The organism is Pseudomonadota bacterium, from assembly GCA_016927275.1.
Classification (GTDB): Bacteria; UBA10199; UBA10199; order 2-02-FULL-44-16; family JAAZCA01; genus JAFGMW01.
On record JAFGMW010000041.1, the window covers coordinates 1 to 13,887 of the forward strand.

Here is a 13,887-nt window from a genome sequence, read left to right on the forward strand (position 1 = left end):
CTCCACGACTTCGCCTTCGCCATGATCATCGGCTCCATAGTCGGCACATACTCCTCGATCTTCATCGCCTCGCCCATCTACATCGGCCTGTACAACGGCTGGCCTAGGCTCAAGAAGCTCTGGGCGAAGCGATAGCGGCCTTATGCAAGAGACTGCGATCAGCTGTGCGAGGTGGCGCCTGGGCCCTGCCGACGAGCGGGCCTGCACGGCCCTATCGCGCGAGCTGGACTTAAGCCCCATCGCCGCGCGCGTGCTCGCGCGCCGGGGCCCCATCACCCCCGAATCGGCGTCCCGCTTCCTCTCGCCGTCGCTCAACGATCTGCCGGACCCGTTCTCCCTGCCGGGCATGGACGCGGCGGCTGCGCGCCTGGCCTTGGCCATCGGGAGCGGCGATCAGGTCGGGGTGTTCGGCGACTACGACGCGGACGGCGTAGCGGGCGCGGCACTGATCGCGGAGTTCATCGAGGGGGCGGGCGGCCGCTGCGAGGTAGATCTGCCGAGGCGCAAGGGCGACGGATACGGCATCACCGCCGACGCGGTAGGGCGCATGGCCGGGCGGGGATCGAGGCTTCTGCTCACCGTGGACAACGGGATCGGAGCGCACGACGCGGCGGCGCGGGCGGGGGAACTCGGCCTCGACATGATAATCACAGACCACCACGCGGTCCGGGGAGCGCTCCCCGCTGCGCACGCGGTCGTGAACCCGAAGCTTTTGAGCGGCGCCTCTTCGCTCTCCGACCTGGCCGGCTGCGGGGTGGCGTTCATGCTCGCCCTGGCGACCAGGCGCCTGCTCAGGGAGGCGGGCAGCCTCCCCTCGCCGGAGCCGAACCTCAAGCGCTCGCTCGATCTGGTGGCGCTGGGCACCATCGCGGACGTCGTCCCTTTGACCGGCGCCAACAGGATACTCGCGGCCTTCGGCCTTGCCGAGATCGCGCGGGCGGCCCGCCCCGGGATGAGGGCGCTCATGGCCGCATCCGGCACGGGGCCCGAGGCCGTGGACCCGCGCACGGTCGCCTTCAGGCTCGCACCGAGGATCAACGCCGCCGGCAGGATGGACGACCCGGCCGAGGCGCTTCGCCTCCTCCGGGCGGGATCGATCGAGGCCGCGGTCCCGATCGCAGAGCGGCTGTGCCGGGCGAACAGGGAGCGCCAGTCGATCGAGGAGAAGTGCCTCGCGGAGGCTCTGGAGGCGATACCGGGAGACCCCGCGGACCTGGCGGCGATCGTCGTGGACTCGAAGGGCTGGCACGTCGGCGTGATCGGCATCGTCGCATCCAGGCTCGCGTCGCGATTCAGGCGCCCGGCGGTGGTCATAACCCGCGACACCTCGCCCGCGAGGGGATCGTGCCGGAGCTTCGGCGGCGTGGACATGCTCAAGGCCCTCGCCCGATGCGCCGACCTCATGCCCCGCTTCGGCGGGCACTCGGAGGCGGCCGGCCTCACGATCGAGCCCTCGAACATTGAGGAGCTGAGGCGGAGGCTGGCAGCCGCGTGCGCCGAATTCGGCGCGACGGCCCCGCCCCCTTTGCTCGAGATCGACGCGGTCGCGTCGCCGCACGAGATCACACCTAGGCTCGTGGACGAGCTCGCGAGGCTCGCCCCCTTCGGAGAGGGCAACCCGGAGCCGCTCATCGCCATGTCCGGCATCGGAGTCGCGGGCACGAGGACCGTGGGCAACGGGCACCTCAAGCTCTCCCTCTCCGCGGGCGGGCACGCATTCGAGGCCATAGGCTTCGGCATGGGGGAGGCGACGCCGCCGCACGGATCGACCGTCTCGGTCGCCTTCACCCCGCAGTGGAACACCTACAACTCGGTCACCTCGATGCAGCTGAAGCTCGCCGACCTCGAATTCCCGGCACTTGCGCCCGCCCCGATATTGCGATAGTGCTCCTGCCATGTTCGAGCTCTCGGTAAATCGCCGCTTCACCTCGACGCACGCCCTCTTCACCGCGTCCGGCCCCGTGGAGGAGCCGCACATCCACGATTTCCGCCTCGAGGTGAGGCTCGCCTGCGAGACGCTGGACGGGGCGGGCATGGCGGTGGACTTCAGGGAGATCGATCGCGCCATGGACGGGATCGTGGGCCGGATGGAGGGCGCGGACCTCGGCACGGCCCCCCTCCTCTCGGGCCTCTCCCCTTCGGCCGAGAACATCGCGCGGGGGGTGTACTCGAACCTCAAAGAGGAGCTCGCAGGCAAGGCGCGGGTCTCGAGGGTCACGGTGTGGGAGGACCCGGAACACTCCGCGTCATTTTTCGAGGGACCATGAAGCCCAGGGCAATCGCACTTCACTCCGGCGGGCTGGACAGCTGCGTGGCTGCCCGCCTGGCGATGCGCGAGGCGGAGATCGCGCTCGCCATCACCTTCGACTACGGCCAGAGGGCCGCGGAGAGGGAGGCAGAGGCGGCCCTGGAGTTCTGCCGGCGCTTCGGCATCGAGCACCGCACCGTCGAGCTGCCGTGGCTGGCCGAACTCGGCTCGAGCGCGCTGACCCACGCCGAAAGGCCGCTGCCTGTTGCCGCCGCCGAAACGCTCGATCAGGGGGCGAAGGGGCGCGCCGAGGCAGTCTGGGTCCCGAACCGCAACGGCCTCTTCGTCGCCATCGCGGCCTCGTTCGCGGAGGGCCTTGGTGCGGAGCGGGTGATCGCCGGCTTCAACGCCGAGGAGGCCGCCGCATTCCCCGACAATGGCGCCGGGTTCATCGAGGCGACGGACCGCGCCCTCTCGCTCTCAACGCTGAAAAGGGTGCGCCTGCTCTGCCCCGCGCGGGATATGGAGAAGGGGGAGATAGCGGCCGAGTTCGTCGGTCTCGATCTGGACCCCCGCGCCTTCTGGTGCTGCTACGACGGCGGAGAGAGGCACTGCGGGGCCTGCGAATCGTGCGCGAGGTCGATACGCGCGTTCAGGTCGGCAGGGGCATGGGATCTGGTATCTGAAAGATTCATGAACGATGAATGATGAACGATGAAAGAAGGGTGATTGATGCAGCGGCGCTGGATCGACAGGGAAATCAAATACGACGGCCTGCAGCTTTGCTCCGGCTGGGTGCGCGAGATGACCGGGATCGCCGGCAGCGCGATCGCGGGCTTCCGCGGCCCTGCAGACGTGCCGATCGGGAACATGGTCGATCTCGAGGACGTGGCTGCAAACGCCCCGATCTTCTCCAAATCGATGCTCCACTTCATCGCGGAGCACGAGGACCGCGACCTCGCGCTCGCCGTGGCGCGACAGAGGCTGCTCGTCGCCATAGCTGCGGAGGAGATCGCAACTCTCGCGCCGGGATCGAGGATCGAGCGGCGCGGGGACGATATCTACGAGGGGGACAAAAAACTCTCGGTGTCGATCGCCACAACATCCCCGCACTCCTCTCTCATCCACTTCGCGATCAACATCGTGAGCGAGGGCACGCCGGTGCCCACAAAGGGGCTGGCCGAATACGGGATAGGGCCGAAGGGGCTCGCGGATGCGATCCTCGCGCGCTACTGCGAGGAGATCGAATCAATGGCGCACGCGACGACCAAGGTGAGAGAGGTCCGATAGCCCCTCGACCCGAGGACCTGCACTTTTTCTGAATCACTCCTTGGAATACGGATTGCGGACCCGGACGGTGAGCTCGAGCAGGACCGGCTCGCCCGCCAGCCATTCGGCGTAGAGCGGGTGATGATAATCGGGCAGCACCGCGCTCGAGACCAGGGTCGCGGAGAGCGTCTCAGGATCCAGGGAGCCGAACGACTCCAACCCCTCGGCCTCGACGAGGCCGGTCTTGAAGCTGAGCCTGGACATCACGACATCCACGACGGGCCTGGCCTTCGAGGGATCGGAGTCAGGCGCGCCCTGATAGGCGCGGACCCTGAGGTCCACGTTCGAGAGCACGACTTCCGGAAAGGCCTCCCACGAGACCGCCGGGTTAACGCCCGGCATCGCGTCCACGAACACAGTCATCTCCCCGAGCCCTCCGGGCAGGTCCCTCTCGCGGAATATGAGCCTCGGGATCGACTCGGAGAGCACCTCGGCCCCGGGGCCTCGGAGCTCGTAGCATATCTCACCCTCGCCCCAGGCCCGGTACGCGGGCGCCTCGGGCAGGGTGACGAACCGGGCCGCGAGCCCCACCCTCACATCGATCGACCTGTCGCATCCCGGCGCCGCGGACGCCCGTGCGGGGACAAGGGCGATTGCCGCCAGAACCAGCGCTGCGACTGCGGAAGGGATCTGTTTCATGGCTTACCTCCGATCGTTGCGGCCGATGATGTACGGGGAACCGGGAGGCGGCAATATGCAGCGCGTCAGTAAATTCCGTGACTGGTGACTCGTGACTAGTAACTGGCGGTAAATAAAAGGCTTTCCGTATTATTCCGCCAGTCACCAGTCACCAGTCACGAGTTACGAGTCACGAGTTACGGGTTTTCAGACCTTTTCGTCCGGGTCGAAGAGCTTGGCGTACTCGCTCAGCGCGAAGCGGTCGGTCATCCCCGCGATGTAGTCGCACACGCGGCGCTCGGCGCCGCCCTCCTCACGGATGATGCGCTCGAGCGACGGCGGCAGGACCTTCGGGTTATTGAGATAGGTGTTGAAGAGGGCGGCCAGTATCCGGTTCGACTTGTCCGCCATCCTCTCTACCCTGTAGTGGCGGTAGAGGTTCGCGAAGAGAAAATCCTTGAGCTCCCTGGTCGCCGCCCTCATCCCCTCGCTGAACGAGACCAGCGGCTCGGCGGTCGCCCTCACGTCCTCGATCTTCTTGATCGCGAGCCTGGCGAGCCTGGCGTGCGTCTCTCCCTGTATGTCCATGACGAGCAGGTGAATGAGCCTGCGGATGGTCTGGCTCTTGAGGATCTTGGGCAAGATGCCGGGATGGTCCGACTCGACCCTCGAGGCGGTCTCCCTCCACAGGCGGACCCGTTCGAGGTCCTCCATCCTCAGCATCCCCGACTCCAGCCCGTCGTCGAGGTCGTGGTTCATGTAGGCGATCTCGTCCGCCACGTTGACCACCTGCGCCTCGAGCGTGGGGGATCCCGGCGATTCGGTGATCAGACCCTTGAGCTCGGGCGAGTCGTATTCGCTCGCGTGCTTGAGCAGCCCCTCGAGCACCTCGCTGGAGAGGTTGAGGCCCGGGAAGTCGGGATAGCGCCGCTCCAGCAGCGTGACCACCCGATAGCTCTGCCTGTTGTGCTCGAATCCGCCGTGGGCGGCCATGAGCTCGTTGAGGGCTGTCTCGCCCCTGTGTCCGAAAGGCGTGTGGCCCAGATCGTGCGCGAGCGCTATGGCCTCGGCGAGGTCCTCGTTGAGCCTAAGCGTCCGCGCGATCCCCCGCGAGATCTGCGCGACCTCGAGGGTGTGCGTGAGCCGGGTGCGGTAGTAGTCCCCCTCGTGGTTGACGAAGACCTGGGTCTTGTACTCGAGCCTGCGGAACGCCTCGCAGTGGACTATCCGGTCGCGGTCGCGCGCGAAGCAGGTGCGGTACTCGCTCTCCTGCTCCACGTGCCTGCGGCCGCGGCTTGCCATGCTGCGCATGGCGTACCCGGCCAGGTCGCGGTCCTCGCGCTGCTCGTACTCCTCCCTCGTGATCATAAGACCCCCCACTGTCTGTGCATCTGAGGCATGACCCTCACGTCCGGAAACTCCGCGGAGAAGGAGCGCGCGATCGCGAGCAGCCTCTCGCCCGGGACCGCGGCGTCGAACGACGGCGTCTCCGAGGCAGGCTGGAGAAATATCGGAAACGCGCCGCCCGACGACCTGGCTGCGGATATCGCGCGCTCCACGTCGGAGTCGGAGGTGCCGGCGGTCAGGACGACCTTGAGATAGGCATCGCGGCCCGAATCGACCAACGCCCTAAGGAACCTGCCGTGTTCCTCCCATCGCGCAACGCCGCAGGTCGAGGAAGGAAGCTTGATGTCCATGCTCACGATATCCACCCATGGCAGGACGAGCTTGAGCTGCCTCGGCAGAACGCCGTTGGTCTCCAGGAGCACCTTCTTCTTCGAGACCCCGGGCAGCCACTCCGCCAGGAACTCCGCCTGCTCGAGCGGTTCGCCGCCGGTCACGCTCACGTATCCGTCGTCGAATGGAGCGAGGATGTCGGAGAGGGACTCGGCCGAGACCGGATTGGCGCACACTGAGAATCTTCGGGACCGCGGCGGAGTCTCCACGCGGAACTTAAGCCCCACCCGCCTGCTCCCCTCCGTGTCGCAGTATGCGCATCGAAGTGAGCATCCGGCGAAGCGCACGAACGTCATCGGCGTCCCGGCGCACAGCCCCTCGCCCTGCACCGAGCTGAATATCTCCGATATGTGCGCCTGGGTTCCCATCCGCTATCGCCCCCTCGGGCCGGTCTGGGCGATCGCCTCGCGGCCGTAGAGCCTCTGGTAGTTCCAGTAGGAGTTGAGGACCTTCTTCACGTAGAGGTTGGTCTCGGCGTAGGGGATCTCCTCAATCCACGCCTCGATGTCCTTCACGTGGCCGTTTCGCATCCAGCGCTCCACCGCCTCCTCGCCCGCGTTGTACGACGCGATCATGGCCACGGCGTTGCCGCCGAACATCTGAGCGAGCATGCCGAGGTATGTCACGCCGAATGCGATGTTGGTGGCCGGGTCGTAGAGCTCCTCGCGGGAGTTGCCCTCTCCGCCGGAGCCCGCCGCCAGCCGCTGGGCTGTGGTCGGCATGAGCTGCATGAGCCCCACCGCGCCGGCGGGGGAGATCACCCTGGGCCTGAAGTTCGACTCGTTCTTCATCACGGACCACACCAGCAGCGGGTCCACGCCCTCGGCCTGCGAGAGGCTTGCGACCACCGGCTCGTACGCCGCGGGGTGCGTCTGCCTCCAGACGAAGCGGCCGAAGCGGTCTTTCCCCGGTTCGGCCTTGAGGGAGGGCCCGAACCTCGCGCCCGCAATCCTGTACGCCAGGTCGTGGGCGAAGTTGCGCTCCGCGAGCCACATGGCGGGGCCAGCCAGGTCGGGGTTGCGCCTGTAATCGATCGCCCGGAGCTCGCGCGCCGCCTCTGCGTGCAGGCCGAGCCTGTCGAATATGAGCGCCCTGGCCATGCGCGGCGAGCCCTGACCCGCGATGTTGCCCGGGCTCCATTCGCCCCCGTCGGGCCACGCGCCGGCTGCCCTCACGAAATCCGCATCGGTCCTCCGGTCGCCCCTGAGCCTGCGGCGGGCAAGCTCCGCGTAGTAGCCACGCGGATATTTCGAGAGCAGGTGCCTGAACTCCTCCTTCGCCTCCCCGCCCCTGCCCATCGACTCGAGGACCCTGCCCTTCCAGTACCTGGCCCTGTCGTCGATCTTCGCGTCCGACGCCCTGCGGCCGATGAGCCCGTCGAACGCGGCGAGCGCCGCCGCGTTGTCGCCCTTCATCATTCGGCACCAGCCGGAGTACCATCGGGCCATCACGGCGCTGCTGCCCGCCCCGCGCATCCCGGCCACGCGGTCGAGGTGCGCTATCGCCTCGTCGTAGCGCCCCTCGTCCATGTACAGGAACGCGATCTTGAATGCCATCTCGGCTGCGGCCCGCGAGCCGGCGGGCGCCCTCTCCATCATGCGCCGCCTGATCGCCCTTGCCTTGTCGTACTCGTTCTTCTTGGAATAGATTATCGCGAGCGTGGACTCGATGCCGCTCACGTTGAGCCCGCCGCCCTCCTTCACGAGGTCGCTGAGAAGGGCGATCGCCTCGTCGTAGCGGTGCGTCCAGCGACAGCACTTGGCCAAGAGCCACTTCGCCTCCGCGCGCTCCTCGCGGGTGAGGTCCGACCTGGAGAGCAGGCGCTCGAGCCGAGCCGCCGCGTCCTGCCACTGCGACTGCCCGGTGAAGGAGCGTGCGAGCGCCAGCTGGCGGGAGGGGGCGGCCTGCCACCTCTGGACGTCCACGCCGAAGCGACGCTTCACCTCTGAGATGAGACCCGAGATATCCTCGAGGTCGCGCTCGCAGCCTGCGGAGAGCGCCAGCCTCTTGACTCGATCGACGCCCTCGGAGGAGTCGCCCATGAGGACGTACGCCTCAGCCATCTCCCTCTCTATGCGCCGGGCCTCCAGGTCGTCGGCGCCGGCGAGCGCGCGCCCGAGCGCCGCCTGGGCCTCCCCGAAGCGCCTGGCGCCGGCAAGCGCCGTTGCCCTCTCCGCATCGGCGTCGCGGGAGAGCGCGGTGTCCGGAAACTCCTTCGCCAGGGAATCCAGCAGGGCGAGGGCCGCGGCGTGATCTCCCTTCCTGTTGGCCACCGCTGCGCGATAGTAGATGAGGTAGTCGCCGAGCCCGTCGAGCCTGCCGGAGGCCGCCGCGAAGCTCTTCCCGGCCGCGTCCCAGCGGCCGTCGTGGAAGTGTGCGTAGCCGAGGAGGAAATCCCACTCGGGCTGGCTGTATGTGGAGGCGCGGCGCCTGAGGTCCGCTATCCCCGTGATGACCGAGCCGAGGCTCGGAGCTGCAGCCAGTGCGCCTGGGCCGGGCGCCGCAGAGGCCGGGTCAGCGACCTGCGAGGCCCTCGCCCCTCCCTGGGCGCAGGCGACCGCGAACAGGGCGACGAGCGACATCGACAACTTCAATGACGATGAGATCATGAGAAGGGAGAAGACACCAGCCGGGGCGATATTTCCAGCCTAAAATGCATAGCCGAGGGTGAGCAGCAGGGTCCCGTATTTTATATCGGTGCCCAGGAGCGGGTCCTTGAGGTTTCTCACGCGGTCGCGGTTGACCACTATGATGCCGTAGCCGAGCCTTCCGTGTATGGGCAGGCCGTGGCCCAGGACGAAGTCCCCGCGCAGCTCGAGGCCCACTCCCATGAGGAACTGGTCGAAGAAGGTCTTTATGCTGTCGGAGCCCGCCTCGTGGGCGTTCCATGCGTTGCCGTAGTCGACGAATATCGCTCCGCTGAGGTGTTTGAGAAACACCGGCGCCGTCCCCAGCCCGCGCATGGGCTCGACTATGGGGAAACGATACTCCGTCGTGAACACCATCGCCCTGTTGCGCGAGAGGGAGGAGATGGGGAGGCCGCGCAGCTGGAAGTACGTGTACGATCCCCCCGACGCGAGCGGCCCCTCGCCCACCGCGCCGCCGAGCCCGAAAGTTCCCTGGACCGTCTGATCTCCCCACGTCATGCCGCCCGCCGCCCTGATCGCAAGCACGTGGTGACGCCAGAGGCTCACGTACTCGCGCCAGTCGCCTGAGAAGATGATCTGCTCGTTGTTCTCCGCGCTGCCCAGGTGCTTGTCGGTCATGTTGGCGGTGAGCTGTATGGTCCTCCCGTTCTCGCGGCTGATCGAGGCCGGGTATTCCTCGGAGTCCCCGTACTTGTACTGGAAGTTGAAGCCGGCGAAGATCCCCTCGTTGAGCGCGTCCTCCTCCGCCTTGGTGAGGCTCGTTATGGGGATATGGTCCTCGTAGAAATAAGAGAGAACGAAGAGGTGCCTGTTCCACGGCACAGCCACGAACGCCGAGGGGCTGCGCCTCTTCTCGTAGAAATGCACCGTCCTCTGGTCGTCCCGGGTGTTCGGGTCGTTGTCGTAGTCGAAGGTGATATTTCCGAAATCCACCGCGTAGTCCCTGTAGTTGAGGCCAAAGATCACCTTGTGCCTGTTGTACCAGTAGCGGCCGAAGAAACCGAAGTAGTTGGCGTCGGTCCTGTAGGTGAGGCCGGCGAGCCAGTTGTGCCAGCGGAGCGGGTCGGAGCCGCCGGTGAAGGCGCTGGCGAAGATCGTGTCGTCCTGGTAGGCGACCGCGGGGATGATGAACCTCGGCAGCAGCAGCGGCGCTCCCCACGCGACGTAGTTGCGGTCTGTGAGCGCCATCTCCTCCACCGGGTACGGCCCCTCGAGGCCCGCCTTGGCGTCGGGCATCACCATTGCGGTCGTCTCGCCCTGCCCCCTGCCCCTGGTCGTCACCGTGGTGCTCACCCTGACCCCGCCGCGATCGACCTTTCCCTCGCGGTCCCAGAAGTCCGATATCATGCGGGGGCGCCCCTTCTGGACCGGGTAACTCGCTCGAAGGCCGTCGAACCGGCCGATCACGAACCCCTTTGAGGTGTAATACTGGGCGTAGACAGTGCCGCCGGGGCCGACCGAGGGCTGAAACACCCCCGAGAGCACGTTTGTGATCCGCTCGACCTTCCTGCCGTCGGGGCTCGCCCTGTGGAGATTGGCGATGCCGCCTTCGTCGGACGAGAAGTAGATCATGCTCCCGTCGCGCGACCAGACCGGCCTCGACTCGACCACCAGCCCGTCGCTCTTGGTGATCCTCTGGACGGGAATCCCGCCGGCCGTGTAGCGCCAGACGCGCCAGCCCACCCCCGGCTGCCAGACCGAGACCGCCAATGAGCCGCCGTCGGGCGAGACCCTCGGGTTCGCGAACTGCGTGTAGGGCAAGACGCTCGGGGTGAGCTCGGCTATCTCCTTGGAGGCGATCTCGATTCGCTTGAGCCTGTCCGTGCCCGCGTCCCCCGCCACGAACACGACCGATGCGCCGGAGCGGTCGAAGTCCGGGTCGCGCGCCCGCTCTCCTCGGGTGAGCCTCGTGAGCCTCTTCTTCGGCCTCTCCTCCCCGAAGTCGTACATCCAGAGGTCGGAGTACCTGTTGAAGTTCTTGTACCTGCCCACGTCGGAGTAGACGAGCCTCTGACCGTCCGGGCTCCACGAGAACTGCGAAGCGGTGTGCCCCCGCTGGATCCTCCTGCTCTCCCCGGTCTCGAGATCGAGGACCATGATCTCGGGTTTTCCGTGAGGCGAGACCACCTGGTACGCGAGGCGGGAGCCGTCGGGGGAGAGGGTCGGGATCCTGAACTCCTCGTCCCTCTTGGCCGCGAATACGGTCTCGTCCGGCGCCGTGAGCCCCCCGGCCTCTATCTCGGCCCTCTGTGCCGCGTAGCCGTCGGAGAGCGCCTGCTTCCACTCGTTCCAGAGCTCGTAGAAGGTCTTGCCGTAGACGTTGCGCGTATGGTGGTTGAGCATGCCGAGCAGCGGGCTGCTTCGGATCCTGCGGTCGAGCTCCTTGTAGCGGTCCACGCCGTAGACGTCCACCAGCCACTCGGTGAACTTGATGCCGTAGATGTACGCCCCCTTGTAGCCGGGCCAGCGCCAGCCCAGGCCGTCCGCCTCGTCGATCGAAGGGAACGCGTCGTCGAGGACCGACATGCGGACCACCATCTCGCTGTAGTAGCCGCGGCCGCGGCCGCCCTGGGTGAAGTAGGTCTCGGTGAACTGGGCGACCCCCTCGCGGAACCAGACCGGGTTCATGCCCGAGGGCGCCGCTGTCTTCCCGAACACGCAGCGAAAGGGCCTCCAGAATCCGCCCACCGCGTCGATCTGCACGATGTGGGTGAACTCGTGGATGAGCAGCATCCTCAGCCAGTCGTCGTAGTGCGCAAGCGACGAGTCCGGGTTGGGCGGCGCGACATAGATGAGCATCCATGCGTACGGCAGCACCGCGGCGAGCCCGTTCGATTCGTCGGTGTTGTCGTTTATGATCACATGGGTCTTGCCCAGCGGCTTCCACCCCCAGGTCTCGACTGCGGTCGGATAGTACTCCTCGAGGATCACCGCGGACTTCTCGGCGACATCCTTCAGCCTCTCCGGGTAGTGAAGCTTGAAATGCGCCGAGTCGAGCGAGCGCCACCCTGCGCCCGGATCGAATGTGGCGGCGTGCGCCGACGGGGCGGAGAGGGCGACGACGAGCGCCGCCAGGGCTGAAATTGCAAGGGTCCTCAACACGATCCCCCTGAGAAACAGTTTTTGAAAATTAGCAGATTCAGGGAAAAACCTCAATGAGTCTTGAATATTTAAGGACGCAATCGCGGGTGGAAACCGGCGGGAAAATTCCATCGCACAAAGTTTTCCCTTGCACGAGATCTCCCTTTCTCTTAAGGTATTGGGTTAATGACCAATCGGGCCACAAAGACACACAGGCGCTTCCCGCGATTTACATGCGGCTTGGTGCGCGTGCGCCCGAGCTTTTGGTGTATTCACATCGCGTTTCCGGCCATTACCAGTTACCCGCGTTTTTAGGCTTCAAACCCATTAAGTAACCGCTCTCCAAACCAATAAATCCTGAATTCAGAGGCGCTCCCCGAGGGGGGAGCGCGGGGCGATTCTCCATGCCCCTGGGCTTTTGGCGCATATCGCGCCGTTTTGGAAGCGAGTTCAACATGCGGATGCGATCCGCGGAAAGGAAGTGGAAGATGAAGGACGTATGCGGAGACACGAACTTATTGGCGAGGGGCTACGAGAGGACAGGGATGCTGATCCTCGGGCTGTCTGCAAAAGATGAGACCTCAGGGCCTTCCCAGCCGGCACCGGCAGCATCGGCCTACAGCGAGTCGCCGAAGGCGAGCCTCGTCCCGCTTCGAATCATGCAGCCTTCCTGCTCGATCTTCAGGCTGGGGGTGGCCATAGGCGGCCTCGGGCTCGCGGGGCTCATCGCCATGTTCTTCGGCAGCTGCAGCACGGCTGCCACGGGGTCCTCAGGCGGGAAAAACGGGGCGCAGACGGAGAACAATCCCGCGCGCCGGGCAGAGGACCCGTTCACAACCATGAACGGCTACGGCGACAGGGTATACTGACCGGGAGTCGGATCAGCGGGCCAGAGGCGAGATGCCTTCGCGGACGTGCTTCGCGGTGAACCCTCCGCCGTCCGCATCCATGTAGATCGGGTTGGCGATCGCCCACGCGGGCGCGCCGACCCGCTCGTCGGAGTGGAAGCGGGAGAGGTCCGCTGGGTCGTAGGTGGCGGGCGGCTTCGCCCTGTCGACGAGCACGTCGGTGACGATCGGAAACAGCGAGCGGTAGCCCCCGGTCCCGGGGGTGCCCCTTGCCACGACCACGACCCAGGTGTCCTCGCCCACGGTGAGATCGAACGAGGCGCCGGCGGTGATCACCCCTCCCTCCTCGGTCCAGTCGGCGAGCGTCCCGTCCCTGAGCGAGAAAGATTTCGCGGGCTGATAGGTATAGCGCGGCACGTGATAGGGCTTGTAGAATACCGCCGGGTCCGCCGCGGTCCCCTGCATGGGCATGTCGGTGTCGTCGTCCACGGGTATGGGCTCCGCGTTCGCATAGACGTCCACCCTGTCGAACCAGGCCCATGACGGGGCGCTCACATCCACCGTGAAGCGCGCCGAGCTCCCGGACAGGGTGTCGCCCACCTCGGCGGTGCCGTCCTTTCCCTCCGCCCTCACCGAGATGAACGGCCCGGCCGAGACGATCACCCTGCCCTCGCGTATGCTCCTCGCGTACTGCTCCAGGTCGATCCCGTCGTGGCTCGCGCCGATCCCGTCCGCAGGGTCCACCGGGCTCACTATGAAGTTGCGCGGCAGCCCCACCGGGTTAGCGATCGCGGTGTGGCTGTCGGAGTTTCCGGTCGCCGTGACGAGGAGCCCCATGTTGAGCAGGTTGAACCACGTTGGCAGAGCGGAGCGGAACAGAAGGCCGGGGTCGTGCTGGTGCATGCCCACGATAAGCTCCACCGCGTCGAAGTCGAGGGTCACGAGCTCCGAGGTCCCGTACTCGAGCGGGAAGAGCACGCCACCGCTCCTCGGCGGCATGCGCCTCTCCACCGGGTCCGCGTAGCTCGACAGCGGGGCGACCCCGAACTCCTTCATGTAGAAGGGCGAGGTAACCCAGCCGGAGGCGAGGATGAGCCCCGTGGGGTTGTCCATGATGTGGTTGATCTGTATCACCTCTTCGCCGGGGTCGTCGCGGAGCCTGGCGACCAGCTCGTCCAGTCCGAGGCAGTAATCCGGGCCTGTGCCGATCACGTCCAGCGGCGAGGCGCTCCAGTCCACGGCGCCTCCCTCGTGGTGTTTCAGGTCGGCGCTCAGGGGAAAGGCGTTGAGGTGGCCGTAGTGGTTCGGCGTCACCTCGTCGCCGGCGCACGTGGCCATGCGGCCCGCCGGGATCGCGCCCTCGGCGACGAGCTCGGCC

Annotated in this window: 12 protein-coding genes; 6 read left to right on the forward strand and 6 right to left on the reverse strand. The window is 66.5% G+C overall.

Annotated features, from left to right (window positions below; translation table 11 throughout):
• The 5 genes from JXA24_02740 to JXA24_02760 form a co-directional block, all read left to right on the forward strand.
• A partial coding sequence (locus JXA24_02740; GenBank protein MBN1282675.1) for a hypothetical protein occupies window positions 1-135 on the forward strand: 135 nt, incomplete at its 5' end.
• A 7-nt stretch (window positions 136-142) separates the two neighbouring features.
• Complete coding sequence (gene recJ, locus JXA24_02745) at window positions 143-1,885, forward strand: single-stranded-DNA-specific exonuclease RecJ (protein ID MBN1282676.1); 1,743 nt, start codon at window positions 143-145, stop codon at window positions 1,883-1,885.
• Between the two features lie 10 nt (window positions 1,886-1,895).
• Window positions 1,896-2,267, forward strand: a complete 372-nt coding sequence (locus JXA24_02750) for a 6-carboxytetrahydropterin synthase (protein ID MBN1282677.1) — start codon at window positions 1,896-1,898, stop codon at window positions 2,265-2,267.
• Complete coding sequence (gene queC, locus JXA24_02755; GenBank protein MBN1282678.1) at window positions 2,264-2,956, forward strand: 7-cyano-7-deazaguanine synthase QueC; 693 nt, start codon at window positions 2,264-2,266, stop codon at window positions 2,954-2,956. The genes JXA24_02750 and queC overlap by 4 nt, the downstream gene beginning before the upstream one ends.
• Window positions 2,957-2,980: 24 nt before the next feature.
• A complete protein-coding gene (locus JXA24_02760; GenBank protein MBN1282679.1) occupies window positions 2,981-3,538 on the forward strand; it encodes a DUF366 family protein in 558 nt (185 codons plus the stop codon).
• A 33-nt stretch (window positions 3,539-3,571) separates the two neighbouring features.
• Here the strand turns inward: JXA24_02760 and JXA24_02765 are convergent, their stop codons facing one another.
• From JXA24_02765 to JXA24_02785, 5 genes are all read right to left on the reverse strand, one after another.
• Window positions 3,572-4,216, reverse strand: coding sequence for a hypothetical protein (locus JXA24_02765; GenBank protein MBN1282680.1), 645 nt, complete (start codon window positions 4,214-4,216; stop codon window positions 3,572-3,574).
• A 186-nt stretch (window positions 4,217-4,402) separates the two neighbouring features.
• Window positions 4,403-5,563, reverse strand: a complete 1,161-nt coding sequence (locus tag JXA24_02770) for a deoxyguanosinetriphosphate triphosphohydrolase (protein ID MBN1282681.1) — start codon at window positions 5,561-5,563, stop codon at window positions 4,403-4,405.
• On the reverse strand, window positions 5,560-6,300 hold the full coding sequence (locus JXA24_02775; GenBank protein MBN1282682.1) for a 7-carboxy-7-deazaguanine synthase QueE: 741 nt from the start codon (window positions 6,298-6,300) through the stop codon (window positions 5,560-5,562). The genes JXA24_02770 and JXA24_02775 overlap by 4 nt, the downstream gene beginning before the upstream one ends.
• Before the next feature lie 3 nt (window positions 6,301-6,303).
• A complete protein-coding gene (locus tag JXA24_02780) occupies window positions 6,304-8,514 on the reverse strand; it encodes a transglycosylase SLT domain-containing protein (protein ID MBN1282683.1) in 2,211 nt (736 codons plus the stop codon).
• Between the two features lie 66 nt (window positions 8,515-8,580).
• Window positions 8,581-11,679 carry a PD40 domain-containing protein gene (locus JXA24_02785; protein ID MBN1282684.1) on the reverse strand — a complete coding sequence of 1,033 codons (3,099 nt, stop codon included), beginning with the start codon at window positions 11,677-11,679 and terminating at the stop codon, window positions 8,581-8,583.
• A 470-nt stretch (window positions 11,680-12,149) separates the two neighbouring features.
• Between JXA24_02785 and JXA24_02790 the strand changes: the two genes are divergently transcribed.
• The gene (locus tag JXA24_02790) at window positions 12,150-12,530 is read left to right on the forward strand and encodes a hypothetical protein (protein ID MBN1282685.1); all 381 of its coding nucleotides are present in this window, start codon (window positions 12,150-12,152) and stop codon (window positions 12,528-12,530) included.
• 12 nt (window positions 12,531-12,542) lie between these two features.
• Here the strand turns inward: JXA24_02790 and JXA24_02795 are convergent.
• Window positions 12,543-13,887 (reverse strand): hypothetical protein (locus JXA24_02795; protein MBN1282686.1); only part of this gene is annotated, 1,345 nt, incomplete at its 5' end.

Excerpts from the sequence above, each read along its gene's own strand:
- JXA24_02760 (MBN1282679.1), top strand. The coding sequence starts at position 2,981 with ATGCAGCGGCGCTGGATCGACAGGGAAATCAAATACGACGGCCTGCAG.
- JXA24_02770 (MBN1282681.1), bottom strand. The coding sequence starts at position 5,563 with ATGATCACGAGGGAGGAGTACGAGCAGCGCGAGGACCGCGACCTGGCC.
- JXA24_02780 (MBN1282683.1), bottom strand. The coding sequence starts at position 8,514 with ATGTCGCTCGTCGCCCTGTTCGCGGTCGCCTGCGCCCAGGGAGGGGCG.
- JXA24_02765 (MBN1282680.1), bottom strand. The coding sequence starts at position 4,216 with ATGAAACAGATCCCTTCCGCAGTCGCAGCGCTGGTTCTGGCGGCAATC.
- JXA24_02790 (MBN1282685.1), top strand. The coding sequence starts at position 12,150 with ATGAAGGACGTATGCGGAGACACGAACTTATTGGCGAGGGGCTACGAG.
- recJ (MBN1282676.1), top strand. The coding sequence starts at position 143 with ATGCAAGAGACTGCGATCAGCTGTGCGAGGTGGCGCCTGGGCCCTGCC.
- queC (MBN1282678.1), top strand. The coding sequence starts at position 2,264 with ATGAAGCCCAGGGCAATCGCACTTCACTCCGGCGGGCTGGACAGCTGC.
- JXA24_02750 (MBN1282677.1), top strand. The coding sequence starts at position 1,896 with ATGTTCGAGCTCTCGGTAAATCGCCGCTTCACCTCGACGCACGCCCTC.
- JXA24_02775 (MBN1282682.1), bottom strand. The coding sequence starts at position 6,300 with ATGGGAACCCAGGCGCACATATCGGAGATATTCAGCTCGGTGCAGGGC.